This is a genomic window from Nocardia sp. NPDC049149, assembly GCF_043197455.1.
Classification (GTDB): Bacteria; Actinomycetota; Actinomycetes; order Mycobacteriales; family Mycobacteriaceae; genus Nocardia.
Genome location: NZ_JBICTD010000007.1, coordinates 79,903 through 100,658, shown reverse-complemented (window position 1 = coordinate 100,658; position 20,756 = coordinate 79,903). Strand labels below are relative to the sequence as shown.

General features: G+C 64.8%; 4 protein-coding genes. 2 read left to right on the top strand and 2 right to left on the bottom strand.

Translation table 11 applies throughout. The features are described 5' to 3' along the window. The first annotated feature begins 15 nt into the window (after positions 1–15). Positions 16–15,162 carry an MFS transporter gene (locus tag ACGFNJ_RS28055; RefSeq protein ID WP_393454413.1) on the top strand — a complete coding sequence of 5,049 codons (15,147 nt, stop codon included), beginning with the start codon at positions 16–18 and terminating at the stop codon, positions 15,160–15,162. Positions 15,163–15,313: 151 nt separating this feature from the next. Here the strand turns inward: ACGFNJ_RS28055 and ACGFNJ_RS28050 are convergent, their stop codons facing one another. Both ACGFNJ_RS28050 and ACGFNJ_RS28045 read right to left on the bottom strand, forming a co-directional pair. After that, positions 15,314–16,621 (bottom strand): cytochrome P450, encoded by a 1,308-nt coding sequence (locus ACGFNJ_RS28050; RefSeq protein WP_393454410.1) that lies wholly within the window; start codon positions 16,619–16,621, stop codon positions 15,314–15,316. After that, complete coding sequence (locus ACGFNJ_RS28045) at positions 16,611–17,900, bottom strand: hypothetical protein (protein WP_393454407.1); 1,290 nt, start codon at positions 17,898–17,900, stop codon at positions 16,611–16,613. The genes ACGFNJ_RS28050 and ACGFNJ_RS28045 overlap by 11 nt, the downstream gene beginning before the upstream one ends. Positions 17,901–18,258: 358 nt before the next feature. On the opposite strand from ACGFNJ_RS28045, the gene ACGFNJ_RS28040 reads away from it, so the two are divergent. Then, positions 18,259–20,697: an ATP-binding protein gene (locus tag ACGFNJ_RS28040; RefSeq protein WP_393454404.1), complete on the top strand. Its 2,439-nt coding sequence runs from the start codon at positions 18,259–18,261 to the stop codon at positions 20,695–20,697. The last annotated feature ends 59 nt before the right edge of the window (positions 20,698–20,756 follow it).

The following is a 20,756-nucleotide window of genomic DNA, read 5'->3' as shown; positions in this document are numbered from 1 at the left end:
TTTCGCCAGCTGGGGTTGGTCGACGTCGGGTTCGGCGACTGGGTCGGCGGACTGGCGAAACACGTCTTCGCGAGGACAAAGCAGGCCCCGAAGACCGAGCAGGCAAGCGATGCCGACGGAGCGCATACGGCGGCAAGCATGTTCGAGCAGGACGGCACGCTGCAGGCCTTCGGTTACGCGCTGGCGAAGTCCACAACCACGGCGGTGGACATGGACGTGGCGCACCCGACGGCGGTGCTGATCAGAGCCCTCACCCGGCAGTTCGTGCTTCCAGATATCGCCGAGCCGGGTGCCGAGCGGCCAGGGCCGGTCAGCGGATCGCTTGTCTTGCGCGCCGCGGTCGAGGTCGGCCGCCGGACCGCCGTCGTCGAGATCACGAACGACGGTGACGAGTGGCGTCTCGCACCGCCCGACGGGCACGGTGCGGTGAGTGACGTGGTGAGCGGATCGTTCGAGGGGATGTCGGACCCGGATCCGAGCATGTTGCTGCACCGAGTCGCGCAACAGTTCGCTGCCGCGGGCCAGGAGCAGGCGCCTGGCACCGGTGCCGGGGATTCCGACTTGCCCGCTGGATTGGAGCGTGGCTTCTGGCAGCAGATCGTGTCTTTCCACGGTCGTTCGGTGGTCATCGACATCTGGCGAGGCGGGTCGGATTGGTGGGCGTCACCGGAGCAGGGGGTCGACGAACGGCTCGACTGGGCGCTCCCCGAGGGCGGGAAGCACACGTCCCGCGAAAAGAGAGGTGCGAACACGACCTATATCGTGAATACGGAGCTGATGCCTCTGCTTCGGGACATCAGCGCCCAGCTCACCAGGACCGCCCCGGACCGATCCCTGCCGACGGCAGGAAGTTTCGGCACGGTCCTGCCGCCGGATGCGCTCGACCGCTATCGCACGCTGATACTCGAAGCCGCTGCGGCGCACGACCGCTGGCGCGCGTGGGACCAGAAATGCGATGCGCTGGCCAGCACCCTGAGTGCCGAGCACCCAGCCGTGGTGCGTGCACGCAACGAGCCCGAGGCCAAGCGAGAACTGGAGCATTACCTGAGACGCGAGCGGGAAGCCTTGGCTGACACGCTCGGCGTCCATCCGACGGAATTGGCATCGGTCCAGCTGCCCGAGGACAGTCCCGCCGCACTCCGCAGCGAAACCCTCTCGCGGATAGCGGAATTCACCGAACTTCTGGACCAGCACGGCGAACTCGCTACCGCCCTGTCCGAAACGCAGTGGGCCCGTGACGGATTCCTGACCAGGCGAGTCGTCAATGTGGAACTGGCGGGCGTGGACTATGCGCGCCGACTGACCGACCAGGTGGGGTACGTGCCGAACGCGACGGGCGGTGTGCTGATCGTCGCCGCACCGGCGGGTGGGCACATGAGGAGTCTGACGCGGCTGGCGACAGCTCGCCCGCGTTTCGCCGATGCGCTGTGGCGAGAGGGGCTGGCACTGCGATACCTACAGGTGACAGCGCAGCCTGATGGACGAATCGAGGCACTGCCGATCTCCGCGGCGGAGGCCGAAGCCACACGGCCCAAACCGGATCCCCGCGAGGTCAATGCGCAGCTGCTGCAGCACTACTTGATCTATCGACAGGCAGGCCTGACCACCGCAGGGTTCCGCGACTGGCTGAATCAACTGGGCCCCAACGCATTCGACTTCTCGTGGGGACGGCGCGGCGTGGACGACGAGCCGACCGGAATACTGATCGACGGCGACAAGCTCCTCCTTTTGGGGTACCGCATGGTGGACGCGGACCCGACGATCGCGCAGTCCCATCCCGCGCACGTGCTCTACCGATTGCACACTCGACAGCTACCGTCGCTGAATTCGGCCGGTCATCTCCCTATGATGGCTGCGCCATACGGCACGAATCTGGGCGATGCCATCCGCGGAACGCTGTACTTCGAGCGAGACAGGCAGATAGGCGTCTCGTCCCCGGAGCGGTGGCACCTCTGTCAGGGCAGCGGCCACCCGATGAACGACGTTGTGACGAACTTTTTCGGGGACCTTATCGTCGGGCAGCCGAGCGAGTTCATCGAGCTGGTCGAAACATACTTGCGCGGCGAGGGTCAATTCGACGCCCACACTTCGCATTCGATCGCCCAGGTGCCACAGAACTGTTTCTTCATCGCCACGGACGATGCGACTGACGATGCCGTGACCGGGCCGGGCACCCGGCCCCGGTTCGACATTCCCCAGGAACGCCGGGCCGCGATCGTGCAAGGGACGGCGGGGGTCCATGGGCGGGAAGCCGCGCGGTGGGGCCGTGCGAACTGGCACCTCGGCGGATACCCGAACGCGGCGGCGATCATCGAGCATGTGCGACGCACCCATGGAACCGTTATCGGCGCAGTGGATTTCGGGGACGCCGGGGCACACGCGTTCACGGTGAAAATGGAGCACGGCGTGATCGTGGTCGTGGAGCAAGTCGTGCGACTCGACGGGAGCGGGTCTGAGGTGCGAAAGGTGCGTGGGGACGCTGCGGTGGACCTGTGGGCCGCGCACCTGTCGGTGGTCGCTGGTCCGAAAGCGACCTATCACGGACTTGCGTTCAAATCCGATGGCAAACCCGAAATTCCGCTCGAGCCCGGTGACAAGCCTGCCGGACGTCCCGGCATCGAATTCCCGATTCACCGCATGACCGGTCGTCCGCCCGAACGCGGACCACCCGCCACCGACCCCGACGTCGAGTTGGGCGAACACCTGAGCCGGTTGCGCGCCGACGCGGCGGCCGAGCTCGAGCGTCAGGCGGCGATCGCGCGAGACGCGTTGTCCGACATCGATCCAACGCTCGAAGTGGACGGTGTTTCGCTGGCTCGTTCGCGCGACCGGATCGAGCACATCGACGCCTTGGCAGCAGCGTTGGCCGCGGCGCGTGCGCAGCAGCAACGAGCGACGGCTGATCTGACCGCGCGCATCGCCGCATGCCGGGACTTGGACGAGCAGGAGGTCGGCCCTGGATCAGATCAGCTGCTGGAAGCATCCAGGCTGCGGGAGGTTGTCCGAAATCGCTTGGTGCCCTTGCTATATGACGTGGATGCGACCGACATGGACCTGGCCTATGTCACCGGGTGGCTCCAGGAGTTGGACGCTGTCGTCCATGCGAGCGCCGACTACGACTACCGCACGGATCTGCTCGCTGCGTTCGAGCGGGAACTGGTCGAGCTCGATACGCAGGCAGAACTCGTCAGGACAGCGCGGTCGGAATTCGCGGAGGAGCAATCGCGGGGTGGCTCGACATCGGAACTGGCGGAGCGTCTCCGGGACGAGCAGGCGGCGTTCGACAGCCGCGTGGACAGGATCGTGCACCAGTACGTGGATGGCGGTCGTACCGTCCTGAGTCGCTCGTTGACGTCCGAGCGCGAGCTTGCCCGGTCAGATGTCATGGAAGTCACCGAATTTCTGCGGCAGTCCGATCTTCTTCGCCGGTATTCGCTGTCGGGACCCGAACTCGCGGAACTGCTGCGCGTCGGCTCGCCGATCCGAGCCGAATGGGCGCGTGCGCTCGATGCGCGCTACGACGAGCTGGGTCGCTTCGTGCCCGACCCGCCGGACCCGGTCGCGCCCAGAAGCGAACGCCTGCGTGCGATGGCGGAGGATCTGAAGGGAACCCGATTACCGACCGAATACACCGAGGTGTTCGAGGATTTCCTCGCTCGATTCGACGTTCTGGGCATCCTCGAAGATATCGACCGCGGCGCGAGGCGAGTCGAGCGGATCGATGCACTCGGTGCGCTGGTGCGGGATATCCGCTCGTGGCTTGCCGACGGCAGGAGCCACGGCCGCCCCGTCGAAGTCCTTGCCAGGGAGTTCGATCGCATTGCCATGCTGACCAATCGCCTCGAGCGATTGACCGTTGCGAAGAAACGGCTGCCGGACATGGACGCCGTGGAACTCGAGTCGCTGTCGCAGGTGCACGGGTTCCGGCACTGGCAGTTGCGGCCTGGTCGGGGGGAGCAACAACGACTCGACCGCGCCGTGGTCGGCATGCGGGCCACCGTGGAGTCGTTTCTCGGTCAGGAGCTCCAGGACGCAGCGGTGGACGCACTGGAGAGCCTCGCACAGCAATACCGGGACAATTGGATTGGGCCAAGGGGCGCACTGGGCGTGGTGCGCGCCGACTTGGAACGGCTGCTCGGGCAGGAGGTCGAGACGGTCGGCGAGAACAAGCTCATGGAGCTGGCGGTGCTGTATCGGGCCGGAACCGTCCCGATACCCGGTCCGGTGCTGCTGTTCCTGCGGGCGTTCTCGGCGCAGTGGTATCTAGAGCTGCACCGAATCGCCGAGCTCGCCGAGTTGACCGAGGAGCACCGGCGGCTGGATGCCGAGTTCGACGCCGTCCTGGCCGACGCTGTCCGCGGTCTGCGCGGCGTGCGATTCGCCGACGGCCACCAGTCACGTCCGCTCGAGCGGACGTTCGCGTTGGGCATCCACCTTGCCGGACTGCGCGATTCGGCGGTCGAGCGGCGCGCGGAGGCCGCCAGGGTCGTCCGCTCGTCGGGGCGAAGACTGCGGGTCGAGTCGGTGTGGCAGGTCGCGCCCGGCTCCGAGACGCTGGCGCAGCTGGAGTCTCGCGTCGAGCCGGTCGTCGACGCTGCTCGCCAGTTCCATCATGACGACGCGTGGGTCCGGGCCATCGACGCATTGGACGAGTCGGTCAACAAGGCGCGATGGGACGAGGCCCATGCCGAGGAGGAATCTGCCGACTACACAGTGCGCGCGGAGAATGCCGCGTGGACACGTCACCTGATCGAGTGGGCGCACCTGCTCGATGATGTGGCGGCGGCGCGGGCGGCGGCTGATGCCGAGCAGCGCCCCGCCGACATCGTGACCCTCGACGGCGATCTCGATCGATTGTTCGGTGAGATGGCGGCACAGATCGCGATTCGAGCAGTGCGGGCGGGCGCGGCGTCCGACTCGGTCGGCGAGGACCGGAACCCGGCGTACCTGCCGCCGGCTGCCCGGCGCGAGGCCGTCCGCCGAGCCGACCAGCGGCGCGCCCTGCTGGTCAAGGAACTCAGTGCACAGCTCGGGCCGGACGGTCCCGATCCCGGGCAGCTGCTCCAGACCGGCTCCGAGGTGTGGGAGCGGTGGTCCACCCAGCACGAACAGGCGCGCGACAACCTGGTTCGGCTGTTGGGGATCGAGCGGGGCCGAGTGGACGACCGGTGGCTGCACCGGGTAGCGGTACAGCGAAACGAGCAAGGCGATGCGACCCCCGAACTCGCCACGGCGACACAGCGATTCACTGAGTCGCAGGCGGTGTCGACACTGATCGACGCGATTGGTCGACTCGAACGGTGGGCACACGTGATCGAGGCGGTGGAAGCAGAGCTGGCGCTACAGGCGAGCGAATTTCGCGGACTCGTCGCGCAGGCCCGCGGCATACTGCACCTCAGCGACATCTCCCGCTTGTCGACCATGTGGCCGCAGGGGATCGACGGCCTGCTGGCAGCGGTGGTCCAGAAGGGCCGTGCGCTGCAGGAGATGCAGGGGCAGGTCGACCGGCTCTATCGAGTCGGAATCGCGGTGGAAGACACGGAACGGCAACTACGGTCGCTCGAGCCGACCCGCGCACGGTTCACGTCGTCGTTGCGTGACCACGGACTGGAGGCGCCCGTCTCACGGTCGGGCATGCTCTTCGTGCACGAACGGCTGTCCCACCTGGTCGGGCGGCCCGGACCAGCGGTGCCGCCGATCGTGGCACTCCATGAGACCTCGACCGATCCGACGTCCGGCATCACCCGGCCGATCCGTGACCTGAGCGAACTGGTCCGGGAATCGACCATGATCGCTCGGCTGGAAGACCAATTGTATTGGCTGCATGTCGATTTGGACGCAGTCCTGGAAGACATAGGCCTGGAGCTCTCCGGCGTGCCCGCTTCGGCGCCGCGGCCGACAGGGGAGACTGCGGAGCTGCCTGGTTCCGGTGATGCGCGGGCCGGTTTGGTGCCGATGCGCGCCGAATTCCTTGCTCGGCGCCGCAACGCGGCCACCCGCCTCGCCTTGGGCCCGAATGTGGAGTTCGGCATCGATCCGGCGAAACTGCACGTCAGTGACGACGGTGAGCACGAACTGGTCCGCCTGCTCCGCATGCGCGGGCAGCTGGCCGCGCCGGAACACACTGCGCGACGGCGACGCCTCGACGCCGCGCTCGACCTCGTGCATGGGGCGATCCGCATGACCGAGCTCGTCGACGAGATCGATGTCGTCGCCGCCGCTTTCGATGAGGCGACGCGTCGGCGAGATCGAGCCGCCCGGCAGTTCGCGCGCCTGTCGGCGGACCATGTGCGGCGCTTCCCGCTGGATTATCGGGTTGTCCGGGAAACGTCCGGAGAGCACGCGGAGGCATTGGATGATGCTGTCGCTCTGTGCGACTCGCAGTTGGTCGCTGCGGGGTGGGACATTACGGCGAGCCTCGATGAGCAGCGGCGGCGGGTAGATCTGGTACGTGCGCAACGGCAGACGCTCGTCGACGCAGGTGAGTTCCAGACGGTCGGTGTTGCCGAACGGTACCTCGGGTTGTGTGAGCTGCAAGAAGCATTCGACGAACGAAACCAGTCCGTCAGGTGGTATCAGGACCTGAAGACCCTGGTGAGTGCGCTCGGCGAATACTCCGTGAACCGGCGTCCCGAGAAGCGGCGTCTCGATGTGTTGCGCTGGCTGTCCGGAGATTCGGCGGACGCTGCCGAGACGGCGCCGCGCCAGCAGCATCGGGCCGCCGACAGGCCACTCCACTTGCGCCGATTGCTGAAGCGCGCCTTCAGCGATTTTGCGCGCGCGGTTGTCCTGGGCGGGGCGCTGCGCGCGCAGGCCCAGAATCGTCCCGAGGACCTGGACGTCCGTCTGATCGCGTCCTTGTTGAGCGAGCATGTCATTGAATACGCTCAGCATCCGGGCGAAAGTGTGGGGCTGAAACGAGCAGAACGGTGCCTGCAACTCTGCCTGATGATCGCCGCTGCCGAGCCGAACGCTGCGCTCGGCGGACCCGTCGACCTCGACCGGGAATTCGCCAACCTCCTGCATTCCGCCTACAAGTTCGCGGTGCGACAAGGCGCGATAGAAGAGGCTGCGCCAACCACGGTCGATACCCCGATCAATGGTCATGCACTGAATCAATGCGCGAAGTTGGTGGTGGGCGTCCATTGGAGGCAAACCGGCAAGACGGATGAGGTGCAGTTCTATGGCGGTTTAGGTGGTGTGTTCCTCGAGGATTATGTGCGTGCTTTGGGCGGTGGTAGTCCGCAAGAGTTTTCGATCGACCCGAAATCTCCGTTGCGTTTCGTGGTGGAGGCGTTTCTGAGGCTGGTCGAGAGTTTGCCTCTTGGTCAGCGTTCCGGCGTTTCGGTCGTGGTGATCGAAGGCACGCAGACGACGGACGAACATGGCGTGAACGCGCACACGCTTCGGCTGGAGTACGAGTGTGACGAGCGCGGCGAGAACGTCCGAATCTTGTTGCAGGACCCGGGTAAAGAGATCGACGGAGTTGTCGGCGATTATTCGACGACTGCGGCCGAGTTGGCCGGCTTGTGGGCCGTCGCCTATGACAAGCGCCGCAACCCGTTGGTGCTGCCCGGCGCACATGGGGGGACACCGCCGAAACGTTTGCGGATCGGCCGGAGCGATGAATTGATCCGGTCGGGAGGTGAAATTTATAGCACGGCAACGGGTTCAACGATATCGGGCGATGCGGTGGTGCTGAGCGGCGGTGTGCTCGGCATGAGTGCTGCCCAGTTCGAACAGCGTTGGCGAGGGATAAGCACTGGCGGCAAACCCGCCGCGTCGGCAGGCACCGCTGCCGACGAACCGGCGGCGCGCGGGTTCTTGGCAGGGATTCGTGGCAGAAAGGATGACCGGTCCCAGAAGGCGGCGAACGTCCAACTCCGCCGGCTGTATACGGGCTCGATCATTTCCGCTGCGGCCACCGCCGGGGTGTCCCGCTACGTTCCGCTCTTGGTCAACCACCTCACGAATTCGGTGCAATGGGCTGGGTTCGCGAGTTCGGTGGTCCAGACGGCAGGACTGCTGGCGCGGCCTGCGGCGGGATACGTCGCAGACCGGTACGACAACCGGCGCACCATACAGCTGACGTCGACCGTTGGCTTGGCGGTCTCCGGGGTTACCGGTGGACTTATCTTGTCGGATCTTCCTGGCGGCGCGCCCGTGCTCGTCAGCTCGGCGGCCGCATTGGCCATCTCGACCACAATCGGCAGCGCCGCGACAACTACCTATGGCCGACGGTTGGCGCCAGTGGACCAGCAGTCGCGAGCGGTGACACTGGCAGTGATCGAACGGGGCGGATCCGGCACGGTCGGTAACCTCCTCACTCCCGCGATGGCCGGTCTTTCGCCCGCGCTCCCGTTCTTTGCCGATGCCGCTTCCTATGCGCTGTATCTACAGATGCTGCGCGGGCTTCCGTCGGTGGCGCCGGAACCGGGAGACCCTGTTCGCATGCTCGATGGAGCGCGCGCGATCTGGCAGCACTCCTATCTGCGCGGCAGCGTGTTGCTGCTGTTCCCGTGGGGCGTCGGAAATGCAGTCGGGATCATGCAATTGGTCGACCTCCTCGCCACGTCCGGCTTCGACACGCTGACGTCCGGCATGCTGCTCGCCGCGGGAGCCACGGGAACCGCGCTGGCACTTCTGCTGCCCGAACGCATTCGCCACCGCATCAACGTGAAAGTGGCGGACCCTGTCAGCTTGGCTGCGGGAGGTGTCCTCGCCGCGTCGTTCGCGCTCGCCACGAACCCATGGCTGATACTGCCGTTGTCGATCGTGCAAGGCGTCGCAGGCATGATCAGTAGCGAGCGATTCTTCCTCTACCAGAAGCAGATCGTTCCGCAGAAAATGATCGGCGGAGCACTCGCCGCGACCAGTGTGGTGAACTCCCTTGGGGGCATGGTCGGCGGGGTACTCGGCGGTTACCTGCTTTCCGCGGCCGGCGCGACTGCAACGGGCTGGCTCGTCGGCGGGCTGTTCGCGGCGACATCGGCCGCGTCGGCACTGCTCGGTTACGGAACACGCGAGCGCGTTGTCGATGGGTTCGGGCGTGCGCTCGCGCGCGTGCAGTCGAATACCGGTAGCGCGATCCTCAGCGACTCGAAGCGAGTGATGGTCAGCAAACTCGGCGAGTTTCCGTTGCGGGCCCAGCGCGCCGCGGGCGGCGAATTCCGCTTGGTGGAGCAGAGCTGGAACGAACTGGAGCAGCGCGTTCTTTCGATGCCGCCCGGTGCGACGTTGCTTGTGGTCTACCAGCCGAGAGTTCGTGTTTCTCGCGTCGTCACGCTGTCCGACGCCATGCCTGGTGCGCAGGTCGCCACGATCGCCCACAGTCGCAGGCGTACCGGCAGGGTCGAGTTCTTCGACGCGATCCGCAACCGGAAATGGGTATACGAGATCGGTTGCCGACCGACCCCTCTCGATTTGCCCGAGGATATGGATAAGTTCGTCGTCTTCTACGATCACCAAGGAAACATCGTCACCCTTCCTGGCCCGCGCGCATTGCCGGACTTTCCGATAGGTTCCCGCCCCGGTCTCAGCCCATGGCATTCCGCCTCTTCGCGGCTGATCCACCCGGTGCGGCCATCGAAAGCATTGACCCCTCCGGCCGCCACACATGACGCCGACACCAGTGTCGGACAGGCGGGTACGACGCCGTGGTCGGCCAGTTCTTCCCCCGAACCAGGCGGTCCAGATCCACCGCCACGACAGTCGGCGCACGGACCGAGTGGCGGGGCGCCGGTTACGGCGGATGTGTCTGTGCGGTCGGGTGCTTCTACTGAAGGCCGAAAACGGGATGGGGACGAGCCGGTTCCGCCGGAAACCCGTGAATTCGTCGAGGATCTGCCGCCGCTGACAATCCATTTCTGCACCAAGGACCGACCGGAACGCATGGCAGCGCTGCTGGACGATATCGCCGCCGTTGTTCCGGGAACATTCACGGTGTTCGTCTACGACGATTCCGTCGATCCGCAGCATCGGGCCCGGAACAGACAAGCCATCGACAAGGCCTCGTTCGATGTGGTGTACATCGACGAAGAACGACGCACAGCGCTGCTGGCGAGCATGCCATGGCCCTCCGAAGCCGCGAGACAGTTCGCCGAGTCGGCCTTCAAGGTGCTGGGGCGTCCGGAGTGGAACAAGCCGGGCGTGTTGACGTTGTTGCAATGGGTGGCGGTGGTTTGCGGGGCGCCGTCGGACCGCGCGCTGCTGCTCGATGACGATATCCGGTTGCGGGACGGGATATTTCAAGGGGAACTCGTATCGGTCGATTCGCAAGCGGTGACCGAACTGCTGTCGGCTCCTGTTCCGGACGCGAAGTTCATCGGGATCAGCGGCCATTACGCGGGTAAACAGGACGTCAACCACGTGGAGGACGCGGCTGCCACCGTCGGCGCCGGAATCGCGGGACAGAGCTATCTGCACAGTGGCATTGATGCCAGCGGTGCTTTCTTGCTGACCAACCTCGGGCTGCTCGGCGCGGTTCCTTTTCCTAACTGGTACGGCGAAGACAACTTTGTCATGGCGATATGGATTGCTCTCGGGAACGTTCTCGATGCCAAGGATTTCAGCCCACTGCATACCGGGGACGACCGAAACCTGGAATTGGATGTCGCATTACGGCAACAGTACGGAATTGTTGCCGTGCTTGCCATGCTGGAAGCCGGGAGAGCAGGGGTGGATAATATTTCTGAGCTCCTCGAAAACGCGGTGTCGTATTGTGGTAAATACGCATGGAAGGTGGCCCAGCGCTGGGCGGAGAACTTCGTGATCAGGGAACACGAATTCGGCAATATACACATTGACAACGTGTCTGCATTGCTGGCGGTCGAAGATATCACCGAAAACGTGGAGGCGGCCCTGCGCGGATATGCCTCATCACTGATCGGATGGACGGATCTGGTACAAAGCCAGGAGGTGTCGGATCACGTGCGCAGCTTCCTTGGCATCGGGGGAGGCGCGGCGCCGGTGCCATGGAGCGCGACCGCGCCGAGGCCGAGCGGGTCGTACACCGACGGGTCGGGTTTGCCCGTGCTCGAGCGTGCCGGGAATGGCTCTGTCGACGGGGGTGCCCGCGCAGCTGACGGGACAATGCGGCAATCCCTTTCCAGCGAAGCGGTATCCGCTGTTGGTGTGGCCGCCGACGGCTCCGTCGCTGAGGATGCACACAGCGATTTCGCCACAGCACACCGCCGGATAATCGACTATGCACTCGATAAGCTTCGCGGTAATGCCTATGACTCGATCGGCATGGTATTGGCCTGGGTCGAGGTCTCGGTACGTGCGGCGCTCATCGCCGATCCGGGCCAAGATGACTCGGCAGCCGATTACCGAGTGGCACGGGCGCGGTGGGATATCACATCCGAACATGTGATGGACAAGATCGTGGATGCGGTCGCAAGGATGGTCAAAGAGAGATTTGATGTATGGGGATCCACCGATCGCTGGTGGAAAGAATTTCGTGAGCGCATGCACATCCCTTCCGACGGGATTACGCCCGCCGATGATTTCGTCCGGGTAGCGGAAGCGCTGTTTGCGTACGGTGTCACGATCTTCTGGGCATTCCGAAAATCGGAAGACATCGCCCCTATCTATACCGAATTCTGCCGGTCTCGAAACCTTTCGGACGATATCGTGCAGCGTTGGTATGGAGAACTTCCCGACGAGAGCGGGTTCAGCGCCGGCGAGGTCAGTGACCTGAACGCATTCCGGGGCGTGGTGACCGGCACGGACGACCGCGCTCTGGAGTTATTGGTGAGTCGGAATGTAGGAATCCTGGCGGTCCGCATCGGCTCATTGCATTTCGCCTGGTATCCAGCGGCTCCGGTGGCGAAGCTGAGACGGTGGAACCTCTCGATAGCGGATCCGGCACAAGAGCGGCGTTGGATCGCTACGGAAAGGCAAGATCGGCTGTCCGAATTCGTCCGAGAATTCAGGAAACCGGTACCGGACACGAGGCGTTTGCGACTGACCGCGGAGCCGGTGTGGGCGACTGCGCCGGAGATCGAATCGCCCGCGCGGTCGGACGTGTCGATGCCGTGGGCGCTGGAGTATTTCGTCATGCAGCGGTTGGCGGACTCGGCGCAGCGAAGATTGTGGCTGGTCGGTCTGATGGCCGTGCACTCGATGTGGCGACGCCGCCTGGATCCGTTCGATTATCGACTGGAGTGTCTGCGACGGGCAGTGGCTCCGTACGAGGTGAATCCGGACCAGGTGCTCGACGAGGATCCGGCGCTGTGGCACGACGCGCTCGCCGGCGCGCGTGGGCAGCTGATCCGGCTGTTGCCTGGTGATTCGTGGAATAACGGTCCGGACAACTCCGCCATCGATGACAACGTGATCTGTGTGTTGCTGTCTCGACTTGCCGGTTCCGGGCAGATGACCGGCGAGTTTGCCGCTGCCGCAAGTAAATACCTCGAAGTATTGCAGGTGACCGATCTCGTCGATCAGATCGGCCGCCTGAGTCTGCGACGGCGTGCTCTCGCCGACGCAGAGCGTTTGGCGGAGTTGGTCTTGGACTTGTTCGGCAAATGGCAACGGCAGATCACCCAGCTTGGCTGGGCACCAAAAGCCGTAGAGCAAGTCGCGGGCTGGGGACAGCGAATCTACGAACTGGGTGTTGGCGTCGACGAGATCGAGCAGTCGCAATGGGAGGCGACCATGGATCTGGTCGAACAGGTGTGTGCTCTGTCCGTCGGCGCCGACCCGGCCGGTGTCGTGCCGGACCCCTACGCAAGGCCTGAAATCTTCACCGAACTCGACGCCGAACTTCGTGATCTCAACCGCGAGCTGGACGGCATTCTCGACAAAATGGAAGCTGTCACTCGGGGACTGCAAATCTCGGCGCTGCAGAGCTCCTCGACTGCATCGGACAGCGGAGAGTCGCACTTCTTCGGGCCAGGTATCCGCTGGATCCGGTCTGCCATGCAGGCAGCGCTGAATGATCCCGGTGCGCCCCTGGACGCGAGCACGCGGAGCCTGTTCGGTCAGCGGCTCCGGCATCTGAACAACCTGAAAGAAGCTTGGCGCGACGCGCGGTGGCGCCAGCAGGACGCGGATGACGTGCGTTTCGGGCTCCGGGCTCCGTTGCGTGCTCTTGATGTGCGAGGCGAGTGGCGAGAACCATTAGGCCACGAGTTCTCAGAGGTTTTGCATGCGGACTTGTTCCATCGCCGCGATCAACTTCGGGAAGGGGACCCGTCCGCGTTGACCGAAGACGAAGCTGTGCTCGAATCGCAGCTGCATGCTCTGGATATGGCGATCGATGCGGAAATCGATTACGAGCATCGCTTGAGTCGGGTCAGCGGCATATCCAAGATTGCCGACAAACTCGAGTTGGAAGCGAATGTAATCCGTTTCCAGGCCTTCCTTCTGGCTATGGGGGGACGTGCACCGGAATCGGTGTTCAAGCTACCGTTCGGACATTTCGACGCACTTATCCGTGCTTTCGAGGACAGAACCGGCACGGATCCTGTCCATGATCACGACGACGGTCGAAGTAGCAATGGTAAATATAGTGTATCCGATCTATTATATGAATTGAGAATACTCCTCAATGATCGTCTGCGCTCTCTTCGTGCTCTGATCGCTGAGAGTGCAGAATTGTCGGATGCAGGGCGGCGGGCGGAACTATTCCAGCGTGTTCACGACCGGGTCGAGCTGATGGCAGCGCATGTCGATCTGCTGCTGTCGTCGCTTCGAGATATGCGTGAATGGGCCGACGCTCGATTGAATTCGGCCCATATCTTGGCCGCGAAAGTACGTCTGTTCTTCGAACGGCTCCAGCGATTGCGGGTACTGCGTCCATCGCTGCCGGAGGGGGGCAGCTACGCACGCTTCTCCGAACTCTGTCAGAAGCTCGGATTTCCGAACCTGCTGATCCGGTTGGATGGGTCCGAGTATCAAGAGATAGTAAATCAGAGATATATACTATCTTTGCGTATCGGTTCCGAGCTCCAGATTGATACGAATGCGATCACCGATGCTGCGTTGAAATCGTTTGTTGCGAACCTGTATGATTCGAACCAGGCGAAAATACGGCGACGCGGGGAAGCTGGAAAGGTAACCGAGGTCGCTTTCTCTCATGCAGATCTGAATCGTCTGAAGGCGCTGATTTCCAAGTTCGCAGAGCTTCGGGAATTGGAGGCGCTTTGTCTTTCACTGAAAGAGATGGACCGTCTGGAGGGTGAGGTCGGCCGTATTCTGCAGAACGCTGTTCGAGCTGTCTACGGTGGGCTGAATCTGTTCGAGCAAGGCCCTCCATTTGTCGGAAGCCGTTCTGCAAGTATCGGAAGATCGACGTGGTCCGTGTGTGAATGGGCGTGGCGTGAGTGCCGCAATATGGAAAACTCGTTCGGAGTTCGAGGCATCGAATTAGTCGGGCTGAACATGCCTGGGCTGGGCTCAGTGGACAAGCTGAGCCGGATTGTGTCGATCTGGCAGGTTGCACCGAAATCAGGTGACCAGCGCGAGCTTGCCACGTACCGGTGGGCCCTCCAGCAGGCAATTGCAGAGCTGCGGGGCTGGTCGCCCCATGAAGTGACGCCTGACAAGGCGCGCAGGTTGGATACACTCCGCGGCCGTTCTGACGGCGCAGACCTCATATGTGCAAAGGCCTACCTCGTACTGCATTCGGCGGAATCGAAAGCCCACCGGTTCCATCGGTACAGCAGGTGGATGTGGACTATTCGGGCGCTGGACGCGGCGCTTCATCAAGCTCCGGGCGACGCTGCGATCGAGGAATCGGCACTGAGTGAACTGCGCCTGTGGGCAGAGTCGTTGGACAACCTCGCCCGAAGATGGGGCGCGGCCATGACCCAGCGGGAGAAGCTCCGCACCCGGTGTGCGGATTGGAACATAGATCCGGATCGGTTCGGTGCCTGGTTCCAGGAAACCATCGACGAAGTGGCCGATCCCACGTTCACCGATGAGCTGCGCGATCAGGCCCACAAGGCCCTGCGCGTACCGGAATTCTTCGAGCTCGCGAAAGAACTCGGCGAATGCGATCGGTTGGTCACCGAGCTGGACAACGAACTGAACGATGTCCTGAGCCAGGCAGGCGCCCGGATTCTGGAAGTCGTACCCCCCGCTGGTGCCGAGCAGGAGATCGTCGCGCCGCCGCCAGATCCGGCAGCACTGCCAGACACTCCGGATCCTGGGTGAATCGCCTCCGGAGGTTTTCGGCAGACTTCGGCGGCCGTGGTTGCTGGAGTTCACGCGGTAACCGGCACGTTTCCGTCGTCGGCGCAGCGCGCCGTGGGCGGCAGCCGGTGAGGTTCTGCCACGCGACGTGGCGTTCTCGCTCGCGTCGCACTCACCGCGCGGTGTGGATCCGCATCGTCAGTCGACTGGGAATCAAAGTGGCGGAAGCCTTTTCCACCGTGGTGCCGATAGGGACGAGGCGATAGCGGGACGCGATGGTGCGCGCGACGGTGGTCAGCTCGAGCATCGCGAACCCTTCGCCGATACAGTTCTGCGCCCCTGCGCCGAAGGCGAGATAGGCATGCCTGTTGGATTCGGCGGCACGGTGGGGCAGCCAGCGATCCGGGTCGAAGCGTTCCGGATGCGGGAAGTTGGCCGGGTTCCGTTGGATCGCATAGGGACTGAACAGCACGTGTGCGCCGACCGGTAGGTCGTGGGTTCCGAGCCGGACCGGCTGGCGCACCTGCCGCGACACCAGCCACGGTGGCGGATACAGGCGCAGCGTCTCGCGGACTACCCGTCGCGTGTATTCGCCACAGTCCGTGCTTGCTTCGTCGCGCAGCCGTTGTTCGACCTCGGGGTGCCTGGAGACGGCGTACCAGAGCCAGGCCAGCGCGTTGCCGGTGGTCTCCGTGCCAGCGAACAGCAGGTTCACCATCTCGTCGCAGATCTGGTTGTCGCTCAACGCCTTACCCGTTACGGGATGATGGGCGTGTAGCAGGAGGGAGAGCAGATCGTCGTGTTCCAGACCGGCGGCTCGGTACCGCGCGACGAGTTCGGCGACCGTGGCCCGCAGGCGCCGGTTGGCCGCGTGGAAGCGTCGGTTGGCCGGGACGGGCACGCGGTCGATGAGCCCCGACGACAGCATGACCCGCAAGGCCACACCGCGCATGACCACCGGAAGGTCGTGCTGGACCCCTTCGATCATCCGTCGATCGAGCGAACTGGAGCACATCGCCTCGGCGACGATCGTCAGCGCCAGCCTGCGCATGACGGTATCCACCGCGATCACCTGCCCGTCGCGCCACCCGTCGACGAGCTCGACGGTGGCCCTGCGGACGACCTCGGCGAATCCGTCGAGGTACCGGTGGTGGAACGCGGGCTGCATGAGCCGCCTGCGGTCGCGGTGCTCGACGCCGGTCACCGTGCTGAGCGAACTGCCGAGTAGTTCGCCCAGTTTCTCGTAGTGGATACCTTTGGCGAAATGCGTGCTCCGCGCAATCAACATGGTGCGCACCAATTCCGCGTCGGTCACCAGGTAGGCGCTGGTGCCCGCCAGTCCGATCCGGAGCACCGGCCCATGCTCGTCGCAGGAGCGCACGAACCGCAGCGGTGCCCGTGCCAGCGCGGGAAGGTGACCGAGCAGCGGCAGCCGACCCGGCGCGAACGGTGTTGCCGCGGTGCCGGATTCAGATCGCATAGTCGCCGGCCAAGGTGTCGTAGCGATGGGTGTACAGCCGTCGATGGAAGTCGACGAACCGTCGGGTCACCTCGAGGATCCTGCCGTCGTGCAAGCGTTGCCCCAGTTCGGCGAGTTGCTGGTCGAGGAGCGTGCTGCGGCGGGCGTACAGCTCGGCGAAGTGGTCGAGTCCGTCGGTGAGCTCGGTCAACCCCTCGTCCAGGTCATCGACTCGCAGCAGCGGGTGCAAGCAGACGTTGAACTCCCCGTGCGCCAGATCCTTCCGGAACCTGTTCAACGCGGGCTCCTCGATCGCCTTGGCCAACACCGTGATCACCGTGTCGGCGGGGTATCGCAGGAGCAGCTCGGAGAGCAACACGTGCCGCTGGTCCCGCGACATCTGGAGCAGTGGTGTCCCGATATCGTTCAACAGCCGTACCAGCACAGCGGCAGTGTCGAAGGCGGCGAAGAGGCTGCCGTCCGCCACCGCCGCGAGATAGCCGGAGTCGAGATGGGAAAGCTCGCCGAACACCGCGGCGAAATAGCCGAGGGTGGGGGTGACGAGGATCGCGTTGCGGCAGATGTCGACGAGATCGTCGCGGCCTAGCCGTGATTCGCGCAGGGTTCGGTCGACCGCCCGATAGCGCTCGATGGTCTGCGCCCGCACCTGAGGTTCGGCGCTGGTACCCGCGATCGCGGACAGGACGTCGCGCCCGGACTCCAGATTGGCCACCAGGCCGCTCCACACCGAGCGCTCCAGCCGCGCTGATGCGTGCCCGGTCGAATCGGCGTACGCGTCGACGATGCGTGCGTGCTCGTCCGGACGCAGGCTCTGGGTGAAGGCCGAGATCCGCTCGCTGCGTGCGCGCAGCGGCGCGAGCAGTTCGACGGCCGGTCGTTTCGTGGGGGTGCGTAGGTCGGCGGCCGCGACCGCGTTGAAATGCAGGAGCAGGTCACGGGTTTCGGAGGGCTCGTCCGGTGCCACCAAGGCCAGACCGATACCGAGATTGTCCGAGACCACCTCGAAGACTTGGTAGACGTTGACCGGAATCGCATGCCGCACCAGCGTCGGCCAATCATCCGGTCCGGGCAGGTCGGCCAGCATCGCGGCGGTGAGATTGCCGAGCTGGGTCAGCGCGATGATCCGGGTGAACAGCGCGCGCTGTGGATTCTGCTCCGACAGCGCCCAGCGGAAGTAGGCGCGATAGTCGGGATCGGGCAGGTATCGATCCAGCTGATCCAGCAAGGCGGCCTGGGTGGCCGCGACGGCATCACGCTCTTGTGCCTCGGTTTGACGCATGCGGCCGTCCTCATACCCGGTCCCCGGCAGGACCGTCGCCCACCGAACCGCCCGCCAACGAGGGAATCCATACCGGACGGACGTCCAATAGAAGCTACGGGTCCTGTGTCATGTCATCGAACTCGTGAACGTCCCCATTTGCGGGAAGAGACCGTGATGTGTCGGGGCGACTTCGCGATCAGCCGCGGAAGAGATAGCGCCAGCCGAGATTCAGCTCGACCCCGTTCCCCGGGCATTCTGGACAGGCGATCACCTGGCGGTGCTCGCGAATCACGCCTCGGCCCATGATCCGCCGATAGTGTCGTGGAATGCGACGCATCATGAACGGCGACGCCCTGGCGATACCTGAGGACCATCGGTGAACGCACGGGCGGAGCAGCCTGCCGGAGTGCCGCTCGAACTGACCTCGTTCGTCGGCCGGGAACTGCAGCTTCGTGAGGTGGCCACGCTGCTCGACGAGGCGAGCCTGCTGACCATGGTCGGCCCGGGTGGCGTCGGCAAGACCCGGCTGGCCCAGCGGTTGGTGCAGGCGCTGCGCAGGGTGGACTCGGGGATGGTGCTCGGCTGGGCGACCCTGTCCGTGCTGGAGCATGCGCTGTCCTCGCCGGGATCGACCCTGGTGGAGCGCCAGATCGCGGCGCAACTCGGCGTCGAGATCAGCACCGGGCATGCGCTGCGCGATCTGTTGATCGATCATCTGCGGGACCAGACGGCAGGCGCGGGCACGCGGCAAGTCGGGTACCTGCTCGTGCTGGACAACTGCGAGCATCTCACCGATCAACTCGGCGCCCTGGTGAGCGAACTCCTGACTGCTGTCGACGGCTTGCGTGTCGTGGCGACCAGCCGGGAGCCGCTGGGCTGCGCGGGCGAGCACACCTATGTCGTCCCGCCGCTGACCTATCCGAGCCGAGCGGAGTCCGGCGCGAACGGCGAACGGTACGAAGCTGTCGACCTGTTGATCGAGCGGGCCAAGGCGGCGGGCACGGTGATCGGCCAGGCAGATCACGCGGCCGCGGCGGTGTTGTGTCAGCGGCTGGACGGCATCCCGCTCGCCATCGAGCTGGCTGCGGCGGCGCTGCGCAGCCAATCGCTGCCGGAGATCGTCGCCCGATTGACCGGCGGCCCGACCGACGCGCGCTTCGGATTACTCACCGGCGGACCGCGTTACGGAGCGCATCCGATGCACCACAGCCTGCAGGCCGCGGTGGACTGGAGCTATCGGCTGTGCACGGGCCCGCAGCAGCTGCTGTGGGCCCGGCTGTCGATCTTCGAGGACGGCTGGGACCTGGCGGCGGCCGAGATGGTCTGTGCCAGCGACGGTATCGCGGCCGCGGACATCCTCGGCCTGCTGCGCGATCTGGTCGAGAAGTCGATTGTGATCGCTGATACCACGGGCGGGCGCACCCGTTATCGGCTGCTCGAAACGCTGCGTCAGTACGGTCACACGCTGGCGGAACAGCGCGGTGAGCGCGAGACGCTCCAGCGGCGGCATCGCGACTGTTATCTGGCGCTGGCGCGTGCGGCGGCACAGGACTGGTTCGGCCCGCGGGAACTGGATTGGCTCTATCGGATTCGGACCGAAATGCCGAATATGCGTGCGGCACTGGCGTGGTCGCTCGCCACCGCGGACGAGGCGGCAAGCGGCCTCGACCTGGCCGTCTCGCTGGCCCGGCTGCGGCTGCCATTCTTCCTCGGCATCTCCGGTGAGGCGGTGGCCTGGCTGGAGACCGGGCTGGCGCGCACCGTCGGCACGGCTCCGGCGTCGCTGCGGACACTGGCCATGGCGCTGGCCGGGAATATCGCGTTGTGCGCTGGTTCGGTGCCGGTGGCCCGCAGACTGCTCGAACTGTGCCGCACCGAGTCGGCCGCCGAATCCGCCGCGCCGCTGGTGTATTTCGAGGGCATCTTCGCCTTCTTCGTCGAGGGCGCGCCGCGAGCGGTGGCCTTGCTCGACCGCGCCATCGACGCCTTCGACAACGCGGGCAGCGGCTTTCGCGGCGAGCGGCAGATGGCGCTGCTGTTCAAGGCCATGGCAGCCGCCTGGTACGCGCCGCACGAGGAGGCGCTCGCGGTCACCGAGGCTTGCTTCGCGGAGACAGCTTCGGCCGGATCCGAATGGGCGATGGCCTGGGCCGTCATGGCCCGCGGTCTCGGCGCAATCTGGCACGGCGACCCCACTCAGGCCATGAACACCGAACGGCGGCAACGGGAAATCGGTGACCAGTGGGGCATGATGTACGCCACCCATCTCGCGGCGTGGGCGGCCACCGAAGTAGTGCTCGCTCGCCGTGGTGTCGATGTCCGCAGGGACACAGCGGACGCCAGGCACATCGCGGAGGTGCTCGGCGGTGCCGCCCGGATGCGCGAGCGGTACGGCGTCGAGGTGGCCGATCTCGTTCCGTTCGTCGAGGCCGATCGGAAGTGCGAGGTACTCGCCACCGAAATTCTGGGGAGCGCGGTGTACGACGCCGCATTCGCCAAAGGTTATGCGTTGTCCTACGACGATATTCTGACTCTCGCAATGGACGCGCCGGCAGCCACCGCAGTGCCGGGCGACAAAGAGCAGCAAGCACGGGTGGATGCCTGGAACGAGCTCACCCAGACCGAGAAACAGATCGCGTTGCTCGTCGCGCAGGGGCTGACCGACCCGCAGATCGCCAGGAGCAGAGTGTGTTCGGTGCGCACCGTGGAGAAGCACGTCGAACACATTCGGGCGAAACTGTTCGTCGTCTCGCGTGCCGAGGTAGCCCGGTGGATTCCGAACGCGGAATCGCTGCGTGGGGTGTCACAATCCTGAGAATCGGGGCTGGGCAATTCCCCCTCGCTCTCGCCGGTCAATGGTCCAGAAATGGCGTG